Here is a 19,571-nt window from a genome sequence, read left to right on the forward strand (position 1 = left end):
CGCTACGAATCTCCTAGATTGCCGAGTATTCGCATGTGCTTATCATCGGGGAGGATGGAATGGCGGAGAAGACGAAGGGTGCGGCAGGCGAGGAAGCCGATGCATCGCGGCTGATCGACCGGCGGATCGCGGAGCTGACCGACTGGCGCGGCGCGATGCTGGCCGATGCGCGGCGCATCATCCGGGACGCCGATCCAGAGGTGATCGAGACGTGGAAGTGGCGCGGCGTACCGGTGTGGGAGCGTTCCGGCATCATCTGCACCGGCGAGACCTACAAGACCGCGGTGAAACTGACTTTCGCCAAGGGCGCATCGCTCGACGATCCCTCCGGCCTCTTCAACGCCAGCCTCGAGGGCAATGCCCGGCGCGCCATCGACTTCCACGAAGGAGACACGATCGACGCGCCGGCCCTTACGGCACTCGTGCGAGCGGCGATCGCGCTCAACATGACGAAGGCCACGAGGAAACCGAAGGGCGGTTGAGCGGGCGGTCCGCCTAGCCACCAATGCGGAGGATAGCCCCATGCCGAAGATCGACATCGCCACCGTAGCCCGCGTCAAGGGCTCGCCTTACCCCGAGCCACATGCGGCGGCCTGCGCCGAGCGGATCCGCCAGCGGCTGGGTGATGCTGGCGGGCTTTCCGATTTCGGCATCAACCTGATGCACCTGCCGCCGGGAAACTGGTCGAGCCAGCGGCACTGGCACTCGCATGAGGACGAGTTCGTCTATGTGCTCTCGGGCGAGGTGGTGCTGGTCGAGGATGAAGGGGAGACCCCGCTTCGCGCCGGCGATTGCGCCGCCTTTCCGAAGAATACCGGCAACGGCCATCACCTGATCAACCGGTCCGATGCGATGGCGATCTATCTGGAAATCGGCTCGCGTGACATGGCCGATCTCACCACCTGTTCCGACATCGATATGATGAGCGCGAATGCCGATGGCCGGTTCGTTCACAAGGATGGGAGGCCCTATGCGCGGCCTTGACACCCCTGCCCCTCCCTTCACCGATGAGAAACGGGGACGCGTACTATTCATTTGTTCATGATTATATGCGAGGCATCTCCTACACGGACTTAGGTGGGGAGCACGTTTGCAATGGTTGTTGCGCGCGCATTCGGTACGTCTTCCGCGGACGTGAAGCAGCGGGAACTCGAGCGCCTGGCGGCGCTGGAGCAGCTCGACCTGCTCGATTCACCGCGCGATGAAGGCTTCGAGCGGATCGTTCGGCTGATCAGGGAAGTGTTCACCGTCGACGTCGGCCTGGTGTCGCTGATCGACGCGCACCGCCAGTGGTACAAGGCCTGCTCCGGATTTTCGAACAGCGAAGTACCACGCGAGGATTCCTTCTGCCGCTTCGTGGTGGACCTCGACACGGCCGTGATCGTGCCCGACGCCACGCGCGATCCGCGTTTTGCCGCGCACCCCGCCGTAACAGGCGAAAATCACGTTCGCTTCTATGCCGGCGTTCCGCTGCGCACCAAAAGTGGCCATACCGTCGGGACCGTCTGCGCCATCGACCGCACGGCGCGCTCCTTCGGACGCAAGGACCTCACCATTCTTGAGGAGATTGCTGGCGTCGCCATGGACCGCATCGAGCTGATGCAATCGGCGGCGACCGACAGCCTGACCGAGGGACTGACGCGACGCGCCTTCAAGGAAGAGACGGACCAGCTGATCGGCCTTGCGCTGCGCAACCAGAAAAGCCTTGCCTGCATCGTGCTCGACATCGACCACTTCAAGACCGTCAACGACACGCATGGCCACGCGGCCGGCGACGAGGTGCTGAAGGCGGTGTCCTCGATCTGCCGCTCGGTGCTTCGAAGCGGCGACCTGTTCGGCCGGCTGGGCGGCGAGGAATTCGCGATCATCCTGCCCAATGTCGACCGCGAGGGCGCTCTCGTCATTGCCGAGAGACTGCGGCTGGCGATTTCGGCCGAGCCGATCGTCGGCGAATTCGGCGCGCTCGCGGTGACGGCGAGCTTCGGGATTTCGGCGCTGTCGATCGTCTGCAAGGAGATCGACACGCTTCTGGCGCAGGCGGACGCCGCCATGTACGAGGCCAAGCGCGGCGGCCGCAATCGCTGCGTCAACTTTCAATCGATGAGCGCCGATCAGCCAAGCGGCGCGCGCCGGCGGGTGCTGAAGGCCGGCTCGATCCTGTTCAACGACCGCCGCTCGACGATCGACTGCACGATCCGCTCGCTCGGCGCCGACAGTGCTGCTCTCTCGGTCTCCAGCTCGACGGGAATCCCGGCCGAGTTCGTGCTCATGATCAAGGGCGAAGGCTTCGAAACGCATTGCCGCGTGGTCGCGCAGGACAGGCAGAACCTGGAAGTTGCGTTCCGGGGCTGAGCCGGATGGCGCCGAAACGGCGAAAAAGTGGCGAAATTCGTAAGAATTCGAAACAACTTGTGACTAAGTGGCTCCAAAAGCTGACCTTTTCGTCTTGAAGCTGAAACATAGATAGCGGATATTACGTGCACGTTAAGGAAGACGTCATGATCCGTATGATTGAAGATCCCGCCGAACTGGCCGGCGAAGACATCACCGGCAAGTACATCTTGCGGAAATTGAACTACCATTGGTTCGCCTACGGCAAGGCGGGCATCGTGACCGCGTGCAAGGGCACGATCCTGCAGATCGACCGCGAAGAGACCGTCTATTCGGAGCGCTGGGGTCGCCGCGCCTATACGGGCAACGGCAAGCGTTATCCTGGTGGTATCTGCCCGATATCGGCCATCGCCTGCGTCTGCGATACGCCGGATGAGGTGAACGCCGTCATTCAGCTCGATGTCGAGGCACAGGACGAATTCTATCAGCTGATCGCCAAGACCGAAGCGCGCGTGCAGGCTCTGGCCGCCGCCTCGCGCAACCAGATCTATCTCGCCGCCGCCGAATAAGGCGCCGGCCCCTCTCCCGGGCGCGGTTCGCGCCGGGATTACATCTCAAACCTCATAGCTTCTTGGCGTTTTCGAGCAGGCGACGGATATATTCCAGCGTCAGCTCGCGCTCGAATGTCTTGAAGCCATCGAACAGAGCAAGATCGGCCTCACGGGCGGCCACGACAGCGTCATTTTCCATCGTCCTTGCCCTGTCTGTCAGGAAGACCAGCTGGGCGCGCTTGTCGGAGGGATGCGGCCTTCGCTCGATCAGGCCATCGCGCTCCATGCGCGAGAGCGTGTTGGCCATGGTCGCCTGCTCGATATCGACGCGGGTCAGCAGCTGCTTCTGCGTCAGCCCGTCCTCGGCCCAGAGCTCCAGCAAAATCGGAAACTGACCCGGCGAAAAACCCAACCTTGCCGCGCGCTGCTGCAGCGAGCGGGCAAAGCCCTTGGCCAGCTGGCTGGCGAGATAGGCTCCCGAGTCCATTCGTTCCGTTCCCATTTTTTCAGTTAGGCGCAAAACCCAGCCACGAGCAATGCAACAAATCGTATGCGATGCTTTGAAAGACAGACATTCATATTCATACAGCTGGAGATAGTGCAGAAAAACAAAGCCGCCATAGCCCGGAGGTAAGGCTATGGCGGCTTCAAATAGGGGACAAAGGCCCGGAGAGGGGATGAGGCCTTTGTCCAAGTCCAATGCGGCGGGGGACGAGCCGGCAATCAGACCCTCGACGTGATCAATGTCGCGTCGGTGATATTTATTTGTAGTTCCGAATGTGGCTTTTCAAGGGAAAGAAAAGAATTGACTATTACATTTTGGTAACAGTCCGGTGAGCGGCTTATGCGAGACTCACGCTGCGGGCGGCGGGCGCAGCCCGACGATGCGCTCCAATTCGGAGACGCGCGCGTCGAGGTCCTTCAGGGACATGCGGTTCTGATAGCTGTCCTGCAGCGCGTTTATGACTTCGTTGTACTGGCGAACTCCATCTAAGCGCAGTTCCTGGACATGATCGGCGATATCATGGGTCCGACCTTCCAGGTCGTCTATGCGCTTCAGGATCGCGTCGAGCCGAGCTTCCATCTCCGAGCGAAACTGACCCACCTCCGAGCGAAATTGCCCCATCTCGGTTCTCAGTTGACCGACGTCGGTTCGTGCCTCGCCGATCTCAATTCTCAGCTGGCCAACTTCCAGCTTCACCTTTCCCATGTCAGCCCTGAGTTCGATCAACTCGCCCTCGAACTTGTTCATGAAGCGCCCTAGCTTGATGAACTCGACATCGTACCGACCAATTGCGTCGACCTGGCGAGCGATCTTGGTATTCAACCCCTTCACGCCATCAAGCAGCATGGAGATCTGGTTGAGAATATACCTCTGCGATTCGGGTTCTCCAGACATTGCGGACTCCCTTTGGCCTCCGCCTAATGTACGGGCGAAAAACGCCTGGAACAAGCCGCAGCTATTGAGGGGTTATGGCCGTTTCCACCCGTTTTCCGGCACTTCCCAAGCATGTGCGCAACGCGCCAGCACCCTAACTTTATATGGACCTCGCAGGGCGGTCGCGCTATCCATGCTGCCATGAAAAAAGGCGATCATCTCTTTCTTGTCGACGGCTCCGGATTCATCTTTCGAGCCTTCCATGCCCTGCCGCCGCTGACGCGCAAATCCGACGGGCTGCCTGTCGGCGCCGTCTCGGGTTTCTGCAACATGCTGTGGAAGCTCCTGACGGAGGCGCGCGACACGTCGGTGGGCGTGACGCCGACGCATCTGGCCGTCATCTTCGACTATTCGTCGAAGACCTTCCGCAAGGATCTCTATGACGCCTACAAGGCCAACCGCTCGGCGCCGCCGGAAGAGCTGATCCCGCAGTTCGGGCTGATCCGCCAGGCGACGCGCGCCTTCAACCTGCCCTGCATCGAGACCGAGGGCTTCGAGGCCGACGACATCATCGCCACCTATGCGCGGCAGGCCGAAGCGCTTGGCGCCGACGTGACGATCGTCTCCTCCGACAAGGACCTGATGCAGCTCGTCACCGATAACGTCCACATGTACGACAGCATGAAGGACAAGCAGATCGGCATTCCCGACGTGATCGAGAAATGGGGCGTGCCGCCGGAAAAGATGATCGACCTGCAGGCGATGACCGGCGATTCCGTCGACAACGTGCCCGGCATTCCCGGCATCGGCCCGAAGACGGCGGCGACGCTGCTTGCCGAATATGGCGACCTCGACACGCTGCTTGCGCGCGCCACCGAGATCAAGCAGGAGAAGCGCCGGCAGACGATCATCGAGAATGCCGACAAGGCGTGGCTGTCGCGTGAACTCGTCAAGCTCAGGACCGACGTGCCGCTGGAGCTTGCCGTCAACGACCTCATTCTCGAGGCGCAGGACGGGCCGAAGCTGATCGGCTTCCTGAAGGCCATGCAGTTCACCAGCCTGACGCGGCGCGTGGCCGAGGCCTGCGAGTGCGATGCAAGCGCCATCGATGCCGTCGACGTGCCGGTCGAGTGGGGCGCCAATGCGCATGGTCCTGATCTCGACGTGGCCGAACCGGCGCCTGTTGCCGGCGGGACGCCTGAGGTTGTCGGCGATGCCGTCGCTGTTCCGACTAAGGTCAATGGCTCCGCCGCGCCCGAGGGCAGCTTCACGCCGTCCGATTTCGCCAAGTCGCGGGCGGACGCCTTCGCCAACCTGCCCTTCGACCACTCGCGCTATGTGACGATCCGTGATGTCGCGACGCTCGACAGGTGGATCGCCGATGCGCGCGAGACCGGCGTGATCGGCTTCGACACCGAGACGACCTCGCTCGACGCGATGCAGGCCGAGCTCGTCGGCTTCTCGATGGCGATTGCCGATAACGCGAAGAGCCCAACGGGCGTCAACATCCGCGCAGCTTATGTGCCGCTCGGCCACAAGACCGGCGTCGGCGATCTCTTGGGCGGCGGCATGGCCGAGAACCAGATCGCGATGCGCGACGCGTTGCCGAGGCTGAAGGCGCTGCTCGAGGACCAGTCGGTGCTCAAGGTGGCGCAGAACCTGAAATACGACTACCTGCTGATGAAGCGCTACGGCGTCGAAACGAAGAACTTCGACGACACGATGCTGATCTCCTACGTGCTCGACGCCGGCACCGGCGCGCATGGCATGGATCCGCTGTCGGAGAAGTTTCTCAACCACAAGCCGATCGCCTACAAGGACGTGGCCGGCAGCGGCAAGTCGAACATTTCCTTCGATCTCGTCGATATCGACCGGGCCACGCATTACGCGGCGGAGGATGCCGATGTAACGCTCAGGCTCTGGATGGTGCTGAAGCCGCGGCTGGCGGCCGAGAAGCTCACCACCGTCTATGAGCGGCTGGAGCGGCCGCTGCTGCCTGTTCTCGCGCATATGGAAGAGCGGGGGATTACCGTCGACCGGCAGATTCTGTCGCGGCTCTCGGGCGAGTTGGCGCAGGGCGCGGCGCGGCTTGAGGACGAGATCTACCAGCTGGCCGGCGAGCGTTTCAACATCGGCTCGCCGAAGCAGCTGGGCGACATCCTGTTCGGCAAGATGGGTCTTGCCGGCGGCTCGAAGACAAAGACCGGCCAGTGGTCGACCTCGGCCAGCGTGCTGGAGGACCTGGCGGCGGCGGGGCTGGAACTGCCGCGCAAGATCGTCGACTGGCGGCAGCTGACCAAGCTCAAATCCACCTATACCGACGCGCTGCCGGGCTATGTGCACCCGCAGACGAAGCGGGTGCATACCTCCTACTCGCTGGCATCGACGACGACGGGGCGACTTTCCTCGTCGGAACCCAACCTGCAGAACATTCCGGTTCGTACCGCCGAAGGCCGCAAGATCCGCACCGCCTTCATCTCGACGCCGGGCCACAAGCTGATCTCGGCCGACTACAGCCAGATCGAGCTGCGCGTGCTCGCCCATGTCGCCGAAATCCCGCAGTTGACGCAGGCCTTCGCCGACGGGATCGATATTCACGCGATGACGGCGTCCGAAATGTTCGGCGTTCCGGTCGAAGGGATGCCGTCGGAGGTGCGCCGCCGCGCCAAGGCGATCAACTTCGGCATCATCTACGGCATCTCGGCCTTCGGCCTTGCCAACCAGCTCTCGATCGAACGCTCGGAAGCCGGCGACTACATCAAGCGCTATTTCGAGCGCTTCCCCGGCATTCGCGACTACATGGACAGCACCAAGCAGCAGGCGCGCGACAAGGGCTATGTCGAGACGATCTTCGGGCGGCGAATCAACTATCCGGAGATTCGCTCCTCCAACCCCTCGGTGCGCGCCTTCAACGAGCGCGCGGCGATCAACGCCCCGATCCAGGGCTCGGCCGCCGACGTGATCCGAAGGGCGATGATCAAGATGGAGCCGGCGCTTGCAGAAGCCGGGCTTTCCGAGCGGGTGCGCATGCTGTTGCAGGTGCACGACGAACTGATCTTCGAGGTCGAGGACGAGGATGTCGACAAGGCCATGCCGATCATTGTTTCGGTGATGGAAAACGCCACCATGCCGGCGCTCGAAATGCGTGTGCCGCTGAAGGTGGATGCGCGCGCGGCGACCAACTGGGACGAGGCGCATTAGGGCGCCTCGTCGAAAATTCGCTAAAATTTTCTTTATCACCTAAGCGTCTGAAAAGGCTTGCATTCCCTATGATTGCCCATGTCCCGCGAGGGCGCGGAGAAGGAACTTATTAACCTTCATTTCCTAAGCCGGAAGAGGATAATAGTTGCTAATCATGAGTGAGTAGCGGTCGTATGCGCTTTCCTAGAACCAATCTGACGGATGCCGGTGAAATTTCCGCCGACATCCCGGCCGAACAGCTGCAGGAACAGGCCGGCGAGAAGCCGGTGCCGCCGATCTGGCAGAACAACTTTTCGCTGGCGCCGAATGTCCGCTTTACCCGCACGCCGGAAAGCCAGATCAACCCCCGCAAGCAGCCGGCCGAACCGGTGCAGCAGCGGGTGATGGAGCCCGCGCAGGTGGCAACACCCGCCCCGCAGCCCGCCCAAGTGGGGGCACCGGCGGCCGTGAAGGTGATGGCGCCGGTGGCCCAGCCGATCGTCGTGACGCCGCAGCCCGCCGCACAGCCGCGCCAGGGCTATGTTGCCCGCCAGGCCACCATGCAGCCTGCCGTCACCCAGCCGCAGCCGCACGTTCAGCAGCAGGCGCTGCGCAATGCCTATGCGCCGCAGCCGGCCGGCCCGCGCGCGCCCTTGGTCACGCCCGGCGCGCCCGTGTTCACGCCCAGCGCGTCCGTGGTCACGCCGCGCGCGCCCTTGGTCAACGTGCCCTTCGATGTCTACCAGCCGGCAGCCAATGTCGCTGCCGTCGAAGAAAACGCGATCGTCGTTTCCGATACCGCCGACGAAGCGCAGTTCCATGCCTCTTCCAACCTCGCCCCGATCTCCGACTTCGCCTTCTGGGAAGTGATGTCCTTCGAGGATGGCGAGGCGCCCGTCGAGCCGGTGGAAGCGGTACCGCAGGTGCAGATCGTCGCGCCGCAGACCGTCTCCGAGCCGCATTCGATCATCAGCCAGTTCCGCATCATGGAATGGCGCCCGGGCAAGCAGCCCGTGGTCGCCGCTCCCTATGCCGCGCCGCTGCCGGTTGCCGTTGCCCCTGCTCCCGTCGCGGCCCCGATCGTCGCGCCCGTCGTAACGGCTACGCCTGCCGCTTCCGTTGCAGCGCCTGTTGTCGTGGCGCCGGCCCCGACCACCGGTCGCGCACCGATCCGCCAGCCGCTTGCGGTCAGACTGAAGCAGCAGGCCGCCGCCGCCGATGCACTGGCCCCCGCCCCTGCCCCGCAGGTCTTGCAGCCGATCGCCATCGAGCCGCAGCCATCAGTAGCGCAGCCGATCGCGCCGATGCCGGTTCGTTCGCAGCCGGCGATCGCGCCGCTGGCACCTGCTGCCCGCATGGTGGCGCACAAGTTCGTTCCCTCCAAGGTCGATGCCTCGGGCTATGAATTTCCCTCCAATTCGCTGCTGCAGGAGCCGCCGGAACGCATCGGCGAAATCATGTCGCAGGAAGCGCTGGAGCAGAATGCCGGGCTTCTGGAAAGCGTTCTGGAAGATTTCGGCATCAAGGGCGAGATCATCCATGTGCGCCCCGGCCCTGTCGTGACGCTTTATGAATTCGAGCCGGCGCCGGGCGTGAAATCCTCGCGCGTCATTGGTCTTGCCGACGATATCGCCCGCTCGATGTCGGCCCTTTCGGCGCGCGTCGCCGTGGTTCCCGGCCGCAATGTCATCGGCATCGAACTGCCGAACGCGCTGCGCGAAACCGTCTATTTCCGCGAGATGATCGAGAGCGCCGATTTCGAGAAGAGCAGCTACAAGCTGGCGCTCGGGCTCGGCAAGACGATCGGCGGCGAGCCCGTGATCGCCGAGCTGGCGAAGATGCCGCATCTGCTCGTGGCCGGCACCACCGGTTCGGGTAAATCGGTCGCCGTCAACACCATGATTCTCTCGCTGCTCTACCGGATGACGCCGGAACAGTGCCGCCTGATCATGATCGATCCGAAAATGCTGGAACTGTCGATCTATGACGGCATTCCGCATCTGCTGACGCCCGTGGTGACCGACCCGAAGAAGGCCGTGATGGCGCTGAAGTGGGCGGTGCGCGAGATGGAAGAGCGCTACCGCAAGATGTCGCGCCTCGGCGTGCGCAATATCGACGGCTATAACGGCCGCGTGGCGCAGGCCAAGGAAAAGGGCGAGACGATCCACATCATGGTGCAGACCGGCTTCGACCGCAGCACCGGTGCGCCCATCGAGGAACAGCAGGAACTCGACCTGACGCCGATGCCTTACATCGTCGTCATCGTCGACGAGATGGCCGACCTGATGATGGTGGCCGGCAAGGAAATCGAAGGCGCGATCCAGCGACTGGCGCAGATGGCGCGTGCCGCCGGCATCCACCTGATCATGGCGACGCAGCGTCCTTCGGTCGACGTCATCACCGGCACGATCAAGGCCAACTTCCCGACCCGCATCTCCTTCCAGGTGACCTCTAAGATCGACAGCCGCACGATCCTTGGCGAACAGGGCGCCGAACAGCTGCTCGGCCAGGGCGACATGCTGCACATGCAGGGCGGCGGGCGCATCTCGCGCGTCCACGGCCCGTTCGTCTCCGACGCCGAGGTCGAGAAGGTCGTGGCCCATCTGAAGACGCAGGGACGGCCGGAATATCTCGACACGGTGACCGCCGACGAAGAGGAAGACGGCGAGGAAGAAGACAGCGCCGTGTTCGACAAGGGCGACATGGCCGCCGAGGACGGCAACGACCTCTACGACAAGGCCGTGAAAGTCGTTCTGCGCGACAAGAAGTGCTCGACCTCCTACATCCAGCGCCGCCTCGGCATCGGCTACAACCGCGCCGCTTCGCTCGTCGAGCGGATGGAGAAGGAAGGCCTCGTCGGGCCGGCCAACCATGTGGGCAAGCGCGAGATCGTCAATGGGCGTGGCGAAGGGGATTGAGGTTTCGCGCTACGGGGTGCAGCACAGAATGACTGGCTCAGAACCCGGAGCCCCCTCATCGCCTCGCTACGCTCCGGCACTTCTCCCCGTTGGGGAGAAGAGACTCGTGGCTGCGCTTTGACATATATTGTCACTCATTAGCCGGCTGGACATCAACGTCCAAGGTGGAGCAGGGCGTCACCCCCTGCCTCTTCTCCCCAACGGGGAGAAGTGCCGGAGCGACAGCGAGGCGATGAGGGGGTGGAGTGGAAGCGACGCCCTGAGCGACAAGCGAAGGGCACCCAGCCCTCAACTTTCTTCTTCCAAAACCCCATTCACCGCCACCCGATAAGCCGATGGCGACCTGCCGTTCACGCGCTTGAAGGCGTTGCTGAAGGCGCTTTCGGAGGTATAGCCGAGCGAGCGGGCGATGGAGGCGATGGGGGTGCGGGTTTCGCGCAGTGTCCGTTCGGCAAGGCGCATGCGCCATTCGGTGAGATAGGCGAGCGGGGCGACGCCGGAGACCGACTTGAAATGGACGGCGAACGAGGTGCGCGACATGGCGCAGGCGCCGGCGAGCTCCTCCAGGTGCCAGGCGCGCGAGGGTTCGCCGTGCATCAGGCGCAGCGCGGGCGCGATCCTGGGTTCCGCCAGCGCCTTCAGCCAGCCGGCGGGCATACGGTCGGCGGCGCTCAAGTGCGAGCGCAGGATCTCGATAAAGAGCAGTTGGGTCAGCTGCGCGGAGGCAAGCGCCGCCCCCGGCTGGCCGATGTCGCGCTCCTCGATCAGCCGATCGAGCAGCCAGCGGAAGATGACTGCCTGCGGCGAGGCGGCGCGGGTGTGGATCCAGGTGGGCAGGATATCCGACAGCAGGCCGCCCCTCAGCGGATCGAGCGCGACGTGGCCGCCGATATGGGCGAAATCATTGCCGTCGCCGAGCGTCACCAGCCGCCGTCCCGTGCCCGTGAATATGCTCATGGCGTCGATGGGCTGAAGCGCGGGATCGCTTGACAGCACGAAGCTGCGCTTCCTGGCGAGCAGGCCGACATCGCCCTCCTCGAAGCGGATCGGCTCGGCCTCTCCCTCCAGCGTCACCCAGCAGCCGCCCTTGACCACCGCGAAGAACTTGATCTTGTCGCGCCCCGGAAAGGCGATCGACCAGGGGCCGCCGGCTGTGAAGCCGCCGGTGACGATCGCCTCGGCTTTCGTCAGGCTCAGGATATCGGAGAAGGGATCAGCCAGCATTATCGAACTATCGCGCAAGTCATGCGGATTTTCAAGCATTCACAGTACGGGCCGGGCTGCCTACCTTCCCGTTATCGAGTTCGCCGCGATCCGATGCGGCGGCATGAAGCATGAGGCAAACCATGAAGACTGACAATAAAGACACGCTCGTTCTCGTCACCGGCGGCACCGGGTTCATCGCGCAATATTGCATGCTGGCGCTGTTGAAGGAGGGTTATCGCGTGCGCACAACCATCCGTTCGCCCGGGCGGGAGGACGAGGTGCGGGCGCATCTGAAGGTCGGCGGCATCGATGCCGGCGACCGGCTGTCCTTCGCGATCGCCGATCTCGACCATGACACAGGTTGGGCGGAGGCCGCCGCCGGCTGCGCTTACGTGATGCACGGCGCCTCGCCGACGCCATCCGGCGACCAGACGCGCGAGGAGGACTGGATCGAGCCCGCCGTCAAAGGCAATCTCAGGGTACTCAGGGCGGCGCGCGATGCCGGCGTCAGGCGGGTGGTGCTGACATCGGCCTTCGGCGCGATCGGCGTCGGCCATGGGCCGGACCATCGGCGGCCGTTCGACGAGACCGACTGGAGCAACCTTGAAGGCAATGTCGCGCCCTACCAGAAATCGAAGACGCTGTCGGAGCGCGCCGCCTGGGAATTCATCGCCCGCGAGGGCGGTGGCATGGAGCTTTCGGCGGTCAATCCGGTCGCTGTCTACGGCCCGGTTCTCGGCGCCGACTACTCGCACTCGATCCGGCTGATCGCCAACATGATGAAGGGGCAGCCGGGCTGCGTTAACGTCAACTCCTGCTGCGTCGACGTGCGCGATGTGGCCGACCTGCACCTGCGCTGCATGACCGACCCCGCCGCCAGCGGCGAACGCTTCCTCGCCACCGTCGGCGACAGCCTATGGATGGTCGAGATCGCGGAACTGCTGCGGCAAAGGCTGGGAGACGCGGCGGCCAAGGTCTCGACCGATGTCTGGCCCGACGAGCAGGTGCGGATCGCCGGCGAGACGAACGCGCAGCTGAAGGCCGTGGTGCCGCTCCTCAACTACGACATGAACGCGACGGGCAAGAAGGCCGAGCGCCTGCTCGGCTGGGCACCGCGCTCACGGGAGGAGGCGATCGTTGCCTGCGCCGAGAGTTTGGTTCGGCTTGGGTTGGTGTAGGGGACGATCGGGCATTGCCGCTCTCGTAGAGACACGGTCTACGTCGTGGGCGATATCAGCCTGACACCAGGGAAATAAGTTCTATACCGGCCAATGTCGCGCGTCAGTATCGACAGGTTCTGAACGGCCGCCTGCGCGCCGATCATGAAATCCGGAAGGACGCCGGTACGCGAGCCGCCAGCGCGACGATAATCGGTGAAGGCCTTGCCGGCCAGGAAAAGCGCGGCGCGCGGCATCGGCGCCCAAACAAGTTCCGCTGAATCTATGAACGCATCGAGCTCCTCGATGCGTTCATAGCGGACCGCGAGTTCGGCGTAGATGACGTCGTTGATCAGCAAGGGGCCTTCCAGGCTTGCCGCCTCGAGCTGGCCTATCGACCAGCTCGCCCATACCGGGTCGTTGGTTACCAGATCAAGCAGGACGTTGGTATCGACAAGTGTCATTCCTCGCCATGGGCCTCACCACGGGTGAGCGCCATGATCGCATCGGTATCAAGGCCGGCGCCGGCGTGTCCCCGAAGCTTCTCGAAACGGCTGACGGGCTTCTCGCTGTCCGCCCGTGTCAGCACAATGCTGCCGTCCTTGGCTCGGTGAAAATCGACCTGGCTTCCCGCCGTGATGCCAAGCAGATCGCGCACCGCCTTCGGGATCGTTACCTGCCCTTTCGATGTCACTGTGGTCGACATGCCGGGTCCTCGTAATACCTGTCTCTCTTAATGTAATACGCCCGCCGCTTCAGATCAACTCGCCCGTCGTTCACTCGAACGGCTCGAACCACAACACTCCAGCGACCTCGGACGTGCCGCCGGCATCGCTCGGATGGGCGATGCCGTTCATGACCTTTACTTCGGCGAAATCGAAGGGGCTGACGCCTTCGATGACGGCGACGTTGATGCCGAACTGGCTGGTGTTGGAGCGGCGCTGGTGATGGGTGTAGATGCCGCAGGTCTTGCAGAAGTAGTGCTTCGCCGTGCCGGTGTGGAACTGGTAGAGCGTCAGATTGTCCTCGCCCTCGACGAACTCGATGTCATCGAGACTGGCAGAGGCGGCGATGGCGCCGCGCATGCGGCAATAGGAGCAGGTGCAGCGACGAATGGTGTTGAACTCGTCCGTCAGCCGCACCTTGAATTTGACGGTGCCGCAGTGGCAGGCGGCGTTATGCTGGGGTGTTGCGTCGGTCATATCGTGCCCTTGGGTTTGTGCGAGAGACGGTAGAGAAGGGGTGTGTCGACTGCAAGACGGGATGGGATTTTGTGGGTGAGGTTGGTGGGTGAGGCCCCCTCATCCGCCTGCCGGCACCTTCTCCCCGCAGGGGAGAAGAGACAAGTGGCGGCCGCTCGCCCAGACCTTTCTCGTTTGCGAAAGGGACGCCACGATTGGGCACAGCGAGTGCGCCCAGCCCCTTCTCCCCAACGGGGAGAAGTGCCGGAGCGACAGCGAGGCGATGAGGGGGCCACGGGCTCAAATGTTGCGGCTCCAGCAACATGAACACCACAAAACCCCGCGCCGGAAACCTCTCCGCGACGGCATGAAAAGCTGGGAATGGGCAGGCGATGGTCGGTATAGGATAGGAGTGTCAGGCAATATCGCCTGCCCGATCGCATCGAGGCTTCCGGATATCCAGGCCGACAGGAGCGTCTCTCGGCCTTTCGCCTCCGGATGGATGGGAGATCCTGACGACCTCAACATCCACCTTTCAACAACCATCACAGGACGCCGGGCTTGCGCCCTGATGTGTCAGATCCGGTTCGCGACCCGGCTCCCTGTCCAATGACGCCATCAGTATCGGCTGGATGGTTTCAGCGGGGATGGATGGGGACGACGAAATCTGCAAGCGATTGATATCGCTGCGACATTTCTTGCCACAAACGATTATTATCCCCGCGACGTGGGCCTATCGGCCGCATCGTTTCAGCCGATTTCCCGCAGGAAGCCCTCAAGGACCTCGACCATGCGGCGTTCGCCCTGTTCCAAGGAGCCGCTATTGTCGAGATCGACGACGTCGTAATCGCCGCGCACGGTGAGCGGGCCGCGGGCCAGGCGGGCCATGATGTCCTCGTGGGTCTCGCGGCCGCGGGCCTCCAGACGGCTCGCCAGCACGTCGGCGCGGGCGGTGACGTTGATCACCTTCAGGCGCGGGAAGACGGCGTGGAAATGGTGCAGGGCCGAGCGCGAGCCGTTGGCGATGACGAGGCTTCCGGCTGACAGCGACACCGAGACTTCCGAGGGGATGCCGTATTTCAGGCCGTGGGCTTCCCACCATACGGAGAAGCTGCCGGCCTGCTCCATCGAGGCGAAGCCCTGGGGCGAGACGGCGAGATGATCCTCGCCGCCGGCATCGTGATCGCGGGTGATGACGCGGCGGACGAAATGGACGTCCTGCCGGCCCCGGAAATGCCGGGCGGCTGCCGCCATCAGCGTGTCCTTGCCGGCGCCGGAGGGGCCGACCACGACCACCATGATGCCGTGCTCGGTGCCGGGAACGACGTGGGGCTCGTGCGAGGGATGCGTTTCGTGCGCGGTCATGCGACCCGGCGCCCTTCGCGCCAGACGGAGCGACTGACCGGAACGCCCTCGTCGCGGAAGACGCGGACGAGATCGGCGCGCAGGCCGGTTGCGATGCGGCCGCGATCGTTCAAGCTTACGGTGCGGGCCGGGGTCGACGTGACCATGGCGATCGCCTTCGGCAGCGAGATGCTCTCGACTTCGTCGGCGATCAGGAAGGGTGCGTAGAGCAGGCTGAGCGGCACGTAATCGGAAGAGAGCACGTCGAGCACGCCGCGCTCGGCGAGATCGCGGGCGGCGATGTTGCCGGAGTGCGACTTGCCGCGCACGATATTGGGCGCGCCCATCAGGACGCTCATGCCGTTTTCATGCGAAGCCTTGGCGGCGTCGAAGCTGGTCGGGAATTCGGCGAGACGGACGCCGTTTTCGATCGCCTCGTCGACATGGGCGAGCGTGGCGTCGTCATGGCTGGCGACCGTGATGCCGCGCTCGGCGCAGACCTTCGAAATCGCCACGCGGTGCGGCGTCGAGTTGCGCTCGGATTCGGACACGCGGCGATCGACGAACCTGGCGAACTCGGCATCGGTGAGGCCGCGCTTCTTCTGGTAGTAGAAGATGTACTGGTCCATGGTCTGGAACTGGCGCTGGCCGGGCGCATGGTCCATCAGCGAGACGAGGCGGACATAGGGGTCGTTTTCGAAATCGGCGAAGTGCTGCAGCACGTTGTCGGCGGAGACTTCGCAGCGCAGGTGGATGAGGTGCTCGGCGCGCAGGCGGCCCTCTTTCTCGGCCTTCTGGATGGCATCGGCCATGTCGCGCATCTCGCCATGCTCGAAGCCGCCGTCTTCATCGGCGCCCATGCGCAGGCAATCGAAGACGGTGGTGATGCCTGACGTGACGATCTGGGCGTCGTGCGCCTGGATCGCCGCCGTCTTGTTCCAGCGCAGGCCGGGGCGCGGCGAATAGTGGCCCTCGAGATGGTCGGTGTGCAGCTCGACCAGGCCGGGGATCAGGTAATCGCCTTCGAAATCCTCGCCGAGGCGGGAGCTGCCGCTTGCGATATCCTCGATCTTTCCGTCGCGAACGAGGACCGATCCTTCGACGATTTCATCCTCGAGGACGATGCGGGCGTTGGAGAAGACGGTTTCTTTGGTCATTGTGTCGGACTTTCAACGGTCTGCGGCGGCAAGCGGCCACCAGGAATGGGCGGTGAACGGCGCGCCGCGCGTCTCTTCGACGAAAACGGCAAGGCCGGAGATCAAAAGCGGCCGGCCGGTGAACGCGGCGAAACGCTCGGCGAGAATGGTCTTCATCACCTCGGCACGCTCTTCCGGCACCTGGCCAGAGAGCGTCATGTGGAACCCGAAGTCATCCATCACGTAAGGGTAGCCCCAGCGCAACAGATTGGCCCTCTGGCTTTCGCCGAGCTTTTCCGGATTGCGCCGGGCGATATCGGCTTCCGACAGCGCCGCGCGGAAAGGCTCGAAGGACTTTACCACGGAGGCCGCGAATTGCTGAAGCGGCGGATGCAGGGAGCCCGGGACGAGGGCGAAGAACCGACCGAGCTGGCCGAGCACGAGCTCGGGTATCTCGAAGGCCGGCGTACGGTCCGCGAAATCCTCGACGGCCTGCAACAGGTCCTTTTCGGTGACCGAGGAGGCGAGCTCAAACGGCGCCTTGATGGTGGCGTGGAAGGCATAGCGGCGCGGGTCGGCGGTGAGCTCGAACTGCTCGGCGGCCGGCAGACCAGGATAATCGGGAGCCGGGTAAGTTTCGCCGGTGAAGGCATCGCGACCGAGCCAATGGGCTGCCGCCACGTTCAAGGGATCACCCTTCGGCGGCGTGAAATAGAGTGCGTATCGCAAGGCGCGTATCCCGGAAATGAATGTGAGTGCGGGAGGCAGTGTGCCGTGATTTGATCGCCCACCGCAAGCTTGCTTCCGGCTAAAAGATTTCCGTGACAGAATGATGATGATTGCGACCCGTCAATGGGTCTTTTTGCCCATCACCCGCGAGCGCACCGCATTCGAGATGTTGTCGAAGACGAAGACGACGATGAGGATGAGGAGCACCATGTAGGCCACCTTGTCCCAATCGGAATTGGTCTTCATCGATTCCAAGAGTTTCAGGCCGATGCCGCCGGCGCCGACGGCGCCGATGACGGTGGCCGAGCGGGTGTTGGATTCCCAGAAATACAGCGACTGCGAGATGAAGATCGGCAGCACCTGCGGCACTACGCCGAAGCGCTGGACGACCGCAGGGGAAGCGCCGACCGATTTCACGCCCTCGCGCTGCTTGTCGTCGACGTTTTCCAGCGCCTCGGCATAGACCTTGCCCAGCGCGCCGGTGTCGGTGAAGAAGATGGCGGCGATGCCGGGGATCGGCCCGGGACCGAAGGCGCGGGTGAAGAACAGCGCCCAGATCAGCATGTCGATAGAGCGCAGGAAATCGAAGAGGCGCTTGGTCACCCAGTTCGCCGAGCGATTGAGCGTGATGTTGCGCGCGGCGATGAAGGCCAGCGGAAAGGCGAAGAGCGTGCCGAGCAGCGTGCCGACGAAGGCCATGACCAGCGTCTGCATCAGCTTCGACAGGATATCGCCGTGCTGCCAGCTGGCATTGTTCAGGAAATTGTCGAGCGCAAGCGAGGCATTGGACATGTTGGGATCGATGCGATCACCCGACAGCATGAGGCCGGCGACCTCGACGAAGCTCCTGCCCCAGAAGGGCGATTGCGTGTCGAAGAAGAAATTGGCCCAGCCGAGGAAGCGGCGCTGCACATAGACCTGCGTCGTGCGGATTTCCGCCTGGCCCTCGAAGCCGAAGGAGACGGTGACCTTGCTGTCGTCCTGCTTCATGGCTGCCGGCGCGCCCGGCGGCAGGGTGGCGCGATCCTTCGATATCTCGACCGGATAAAGCTTGCCACCGAGATAGACGTCGACGCGCGTGGGCGTCACCTCCAGGCGGTCGGCATCGCTGCCGTAGGTGACGATATAGCCGCCTGCGGCTGTCGGCAGCATCCAGTCGATGACCGCATCCTTCGGATACTGGCCGCGGCTGTTCCATTGCGGCGTGACCTTGCCATCGACGAAGCGCAGGCGCGGCTGGGCGCGCCAGGAATACCAATCCTGGATGTAGATCGAGGCGCGGTCCCAGTTGCCATTGACGAAGGTCGGGATGACCTTGAAGAAATTGAACGAGAGCGCGAGGTAGACGATGACGAGGCCGGCGACGAGGGCGAGGCCCCAGCGCTGCATGAAGCTGCGATGGAAGACTTCGGGATAGGTCTCCAGCAGGCGCTGGCGATCGGCGGCATTGACTGTGAGCGACGACATCAGGCTGCTCCCCGGCCGAATTCGAAGGACTGCTTGCCGATCATGCGGCGGCGGAGCCAGGCGGAGAACTGGTCGACGCAGACGACGGTGACGAGAAGCATGATGATGATTGCATAGGTCTTGGCGGCGTGATCGCGGCCGATCGACAGGCTGAAGACCTCGCCGATGCCGCCGCCGCCGACGGCGCCGATGATGGTGGAGGCGCGGACGTTGATCTCGAGACGCAACAGCGCGTAGGAGACGAAATTCGGCATGACCTGCGGCAGGATGGCGAAGCGGACGCGCTCGAGCCAGCTGGCGCCGGATGCGCGCAGGCCCTCGTCCGGCTTCATGTCGGCATTCTCGACCACTTCGAAAAACAGCTTTCCAAGCGCGCCGGTGGTGTGGATCGAGACCGCGATGATAGCCGAGATCGGGCCGATCGACAGGATGGCGGCGAGCAGGCCGGCGATGACGATCTCGGGAAAGGCGCGCAGGATTTCCATGATGCGGCGCACGACCCAGCGGGTCAAACCGGCGCCGACGAGATTGGTCGAGGCGAAGAAGCAGAGCAGGAAGGCGGCGGATGCGCCGATGATGGTCGAGACGATGGCGACGTTGATGGTGATCGCCAGCTGGTAGAAGAAATTCGGGATGTAGAAGCTGTCGGTTATGTAGATGCGGTCGCTGACGTAATCGTACTTGATCGAGCCATCGGCATAGGGCGACGGCAGGTCGAACATCGCGCGGAAGATTTCCAGCGGGCTGTCCGGCACGAACTGCTTCATGAAGTCGAGGAGATAGGGAAGGCGCTCGAAGAACTTGCCGGAATTGGCGCTGTTGGCGAAATCGAGCGAGGCGCCGAGGACGATCAGGAGCACGACGATCGAGATCACGGTGTAGATACGCCGTGTCCGGACCTGTTGCTGGTAATGATCGAGAATTGTGCGGGAGCCTTGCTGCAGTCCGCCCAGGTGGTCGGGTTCGGCCACGTGCGCCATTATGAGCATCCTT

Annotated in this window: 18 protein-coding genes; 7 read left to right on the plus strand and 11 right to left on the minus strand. The window is 63.4% G+C overall.

Annotated features, from left to right (window positions below; genetic code table 11):
* Positions 1–59: 59 nt before the first annotated feature.
* From P3R82_RS24675 to P3R82_RS24690, 4 genes are all read left to right on the plus strand, one after another.
* Complete coding sequence (locus P3R82_RS24675) at positions 60–482, plus strand: DUF1801 domain-containing protein (protein ID WP_283195695.1); 423 nt, start codon at positions 60–62, stop codon at positions 480–482.
* A gap of 40 nt (positions 483–522) precedes the next feature.
* Positions 523–984, plus strand: a complete 462-nt coding sequence (locus P3R82_RS24680) for a cupin domain-containing protein (RefSeq protein WP_283195696.1) — start codon at positions 523–525, stop codon at positions 982–984.
* Between the two features lie 111 nt (positions 985–1,095).
* Positions 1,096–2,352 (plus strand): sensor domain-containing diguanylate cyclase, encoded by a 1,257-nt coding sequence (locus P3R82_RS24685; protein WP_283195697.1) that lies wholly within the window; start codon positions 1,096–1,098, stop codon positions 2,350–2,352.
* Positions 2,353–2,498: 146 nt separating this feature from the next.
* The gene (locus P3R82_RS24690; protein WP_283195698.1) at positions 2,499–2,900 is read left to right on the plus strand and encodes a hypothetical protein; all 402 of its coding nucleotides are present in this window, start codon (positions 2,499–2,501) and stop codon (positions 2,898–2,900) included.
* 52 nt (positions 2,901–2,952) lie between these two features.
* Here P3R82_RS24690 and P3R82_RS24695 read toward each other — a convergent pair whose 3' ends face one another.
* On the minus strand, positions 2,953–3,369 hold the full coding sequence (locus P3R82_RS24695; RefSeq protein WP_183902216.1) for a MarR family transcriptional regulator: 417 nt from the start codon (positions 3,367–3,369) through the stop codon (positions 2,953–2,955).
* 366 nt (positions 3,370–3,735) lie between these two features.
* Positions 3,736–4,233, minus strand: a complete 498-nt coding sequence (locus tag P3R82_RS24700; protein ID WP_283195699.1) for a hypothetical protein — start codon at positions 4,231–4,233, stop codon at positions 3,736–3,738.
* 228 nt (positions 4,234–4,461) lie between these two features.
* Here P3R82_RS24700 and polA point away from each other — a divergent pair, with 228 nt between their 5' ends.
* Both polA and P3R82_RS24710 read left to right on the plus strand, forming a co-directional pair.
* Positions 4,462–7,461, plus strand: coding sequence for a DNA polymerase I (gene polA / locus P3R82_RS24705; RefSeq protein ID WP_283195700.1), 3,000 nt, complete (start codon positions 4,462–4,464; stop codon positions 7,459–7,461).
* A 455-nt stretch (positions 7,462–7,916) separates the two neighbouring features.
* The gene (locus P3R82_RS24710; protein ID WP_349294082.1) at positions 7,917–10,358 is read left to right on the plus strand and encodes a DNA translocase FtsK; all 2,442 of its coding nucleotides are present in this window, start codon (positions 7,917–7,919) and stop codon (positions 10,356–10,358) included.
* Between the two features lie 288 nt (positions 10,359–10,646).
* Here P3R82_RS24710 and P3R82_RS24715 read toward each other — a convergent pair whose 3' ends face one another.
* Positions 10,647–11,582, minus strand: a complete 936-nt coding sequence (locus tag P3R82_RS24715) for an AraC family transcriptional regulator (RefSeq protein WP_283195702.1) — start codon at positions 11,580–11,582, stop codon at positions 10,647–10,649.
* A gap of 122 nt (positions 11,583–11,704) precedes the next feature.
* On the opposite strand from P3R82_RS24715, the gene P3R82_RS24720 reads away from it, so the two are divergent.
* Positions 11,705–12,742 carry an aldehyde reductase gene (locus P3R82_RS24720; RefSeq protein ID WP_283195703.1) on the plus strand — a complete coding sequence of 346 codons (1,038 nt, stop codon included), beginning with the start codon at positions 11,705–11,707 and terminating at the stop codon, positions 12,740–12,742.
* 38 nt (positions 12,743–12,780) lie between these two features.
* Here the strand turns inward: P3R82_RS24720 and P3R82_RS24725 are convergent, their stop codons facing one another.
* The 8 genes from P3R82_RS24725 to phnE (P3R82_RS24760) all read right to left on the minus strand — a co-directional run bounded on the left by P3R82_RS24725 (position 12,781) and on the right by phnE (P3R82_RS24760) (position 19,558).
* The gene (locus tag P3R82_RS24725) at positions 12,781–13,185 is read right to left on the minus strand and encodes a type II toxin-antitoxin system VapC family toxin (RefSeq protein WP_283195704.1); all 405 of its coding nucleotides are present in this window, start codon (positions 13,183–13,185) and stop codon (positions 12,781–12,783) included.
* Entirely contained in the window at positions 13,182–13,427 is a 246-nt protein-coding gene (locus P3R82_RS24730) for an AbrB/MazE/SpoVT family DNA-binding domain-containing protein (RefSeq protein WP_283195705.1), read from the minus strand. The genes P3R82_RS24725 and P3R82_RS24730 overlap by 4 nt, the downstream gene beginning before the upstream one ends.
* A 70-nt stretch (positions 13,428–13,497) precedes the next feature.
* On the minus strand, positions 13,498–13,923 hold the full coding sequence (locus tag P3R82_RS24735; RefSeq protein WP_283195706.1) for a GFA family protein: 426 nt from the start codon (positions 13,921–13,923) through the stop codon (positions 13,498–13,500).
* Between the two features lie 729 nt (positions 13,924–14,652).
* On the minus strand, positions 14,653–15,267 hold the full coding sequence (phnN, locus tag P3R82_RS24740) for a phosphonate metabolism protein/1,5-bisphosphokinase (PRPP-forming) PhnN (RefSeq protein ID WP_283195707.1): 615 nt from the start codon (positions 15,265–15,267) through the stop codon (positions 14,653–14,655).
* The gene (locus P3R82_RS24745) at positions 15,264–16,403 is read right to left on the minus strand and encodes an alpha-D-ribose 1-methylphosphonate 5-triphosphate diphosphatase (protein ID WP_283195708.1); all 1,140 of its coding nucleotides are present in this window, start codon (positions 16,401–16,403) and stop codon (positions 15,264–15,266) included. The genes phnN and P3R82_RS24745 overlap by 4 nt, the downstream gene beginning before the upstream one ends.
* 12 nt (positions 16,404–16,415) lie before the next feature.
* Positions 16,416–17,111 carry a DUF1045 domain-containing protein gene (locus P3R82_RS24750; protein ID WP_283195709.1) on the minus strand — a complete coding sequence of 232 codons (696 nt, stop codon included), beginning with the start codon at positions 17,109–17,111 and terminating at the stop codon, positions 16,416–16,418.
* 120 nt (positions 17,112–17,231) lie between these two features.
* A complete protein-coding gene (phnE, locus tag P3R82_RS24755) occupies positions 17,232–18,578 on the minus strand; it encodes a phosphonate ABC transporter, permease protein PhnE (RefSeq protein ID WP_283195710.1) in 1,347 nt (448 codons plus the stop codon).
* Positions 18,578–19,558, minus strand: a complete 981-nt coding sequence (phnE, locus tag P3R82_RS24760; RefSeq protein ID WP_283195711.1) for a phosphonate ABC transporter, permease protein PhnE — start codon at positions 19,556–19,558, stop codon at positions 18,578–18,580. Before phnE (P3R82_RS24760) ends, phnE (P3R82_RS24755) begins: the two co-directional genes overlap by 1 nt.
* Positions 19,559–19,571: the final 13 nt, after the last annotated feature.

The sequence above is a fragment of the Rhizobium sp. AN80A genome, assembly GCF_030053015.1.
GTDB classification, from domain to species: domain Bacteria; phylum Pseudomonadota; class Alphaproteobacteria; order Rhizobiales; family Rhizobiaceae; genus Rhizobium; species Rhizobium metallidurans.

Bases quoted from the DNA above. Each gene is read 5' to 3' on its own strand.
- P3R82_RS24720 (WP_283195703.1), top strand. From the start codon at position 11,705: ATGAAGACTGACAATAAAGACACGCTCGTTCTCGTCACCGGCGGCACC.
- polA (WP_283195700.1), top strand. From the start codon at position 4,462: ATGAAAAAAGGCGATCATCTCTTTCTTGTCGACGGCTCCGGATTCATC.
- P3R82_RS24745 (WP_283195708.1), bottom strand. From the start codon at position 16,403: ATGACCAAAGAAACCGTCTTCTCCAACGCCCGCATCGTCCTCGAGGAT.
- P3R82_RS24700 (WP_283195699.1), bottom strand. From the start codon at position 4,233: ATGCTGCTTGATGGCGTGAAGGGGTTGAATACCAAGATCGCTCGCCAG.
- P3R82_RS24690 (WP_283195698.1), top strand. From the start codon at position 2,499: ATGATCCGTATGATTGAAGATCCCGCCGAACTGGCCGGCGAAGACATC.
- P3R82_RS24680 (WP_283195696.1), top strand. From the start codon at position 523: ATGCCGAAGATCGACATCGCCACCGTAGCCCGCGTCAAGGGCTCGCCT.
- P3R82_RS24695 (WP_183902216.1), bottom strand. From the start codon at position 3,369: ATGGACTCGGGAGCCTATCTCGCCAGCCAGCTGGCCAAGGGCTTTGCC.
- P3R82_RS24685 (WP_283195697.1), top strand. From the start codon at position 1,096: ATGGTTGTTGCGCGCGCATTCGGTACGTCTTCCGCGGACGTGAAGCAG.
- P3R82_RS24735 (WP_283195706.1), bottom strand. From the start codon at position 13,923: ATGACCGACGCAACACCCCAGCATAACGCCGCCTGCCACTGCGGCACC.
- phnE (WP_283195710.1), bottom strand. From the start codon at position 18,578: ATGTCGTCGCTCACAGTCAATGCCGCCGATCGCCAGCGCCTGCTGGAG.
- phnE (WP_283195711.1), bottom strand. From the start codon at position 19,558: ATGGCGCACGTGGCCGAACCCGACCACCTGGGCGGACTGCAGCAAGGC.
- P3R82_RS24710 (WP_349294082.1), top strand. From the start codon at position 7,917: ATGGCGCCGGTGGCCCAGCCGATCGTCGTGACGCCGCAGCCCGCCGCA.
- P3R82_RS24730 (WP_283195705.1), bottom strand. From the start codon at position 13,427: ATGTCGACCACAGTGACATCGAAAGGGCAGGTAACGATCCCGAAGGCG.
- P3R82_RS24725 (WP_283195704.1), bottom strand. From the start codon at position 13,185: ATGACACTTGTCGATACCAACGTCCTGCTTGATCTGGTAACCAACGAC.
- P3R82_RS24715 (WP_283195702.1), bottom strand. From the start codon at position 11,582: ATGCTGGCTGATCCCTTCTCCGATATCCTGAGCCTGACGAAAGCCGAG.
- phnN (WP_283195707.1), bottom strand. From the start codon at position 15,267: ATGACCGCGCACGAAACGCATCCCTCGCACGAGCCCCACGTCGTTCCC.
- P3R82_RS24675 (WP_283195695.1), top strand. From the start codon at position 60: ATGGCGGAGAAGACGAAGGGTGCGGCAGGCGAGGAAGCCGATGCATCG.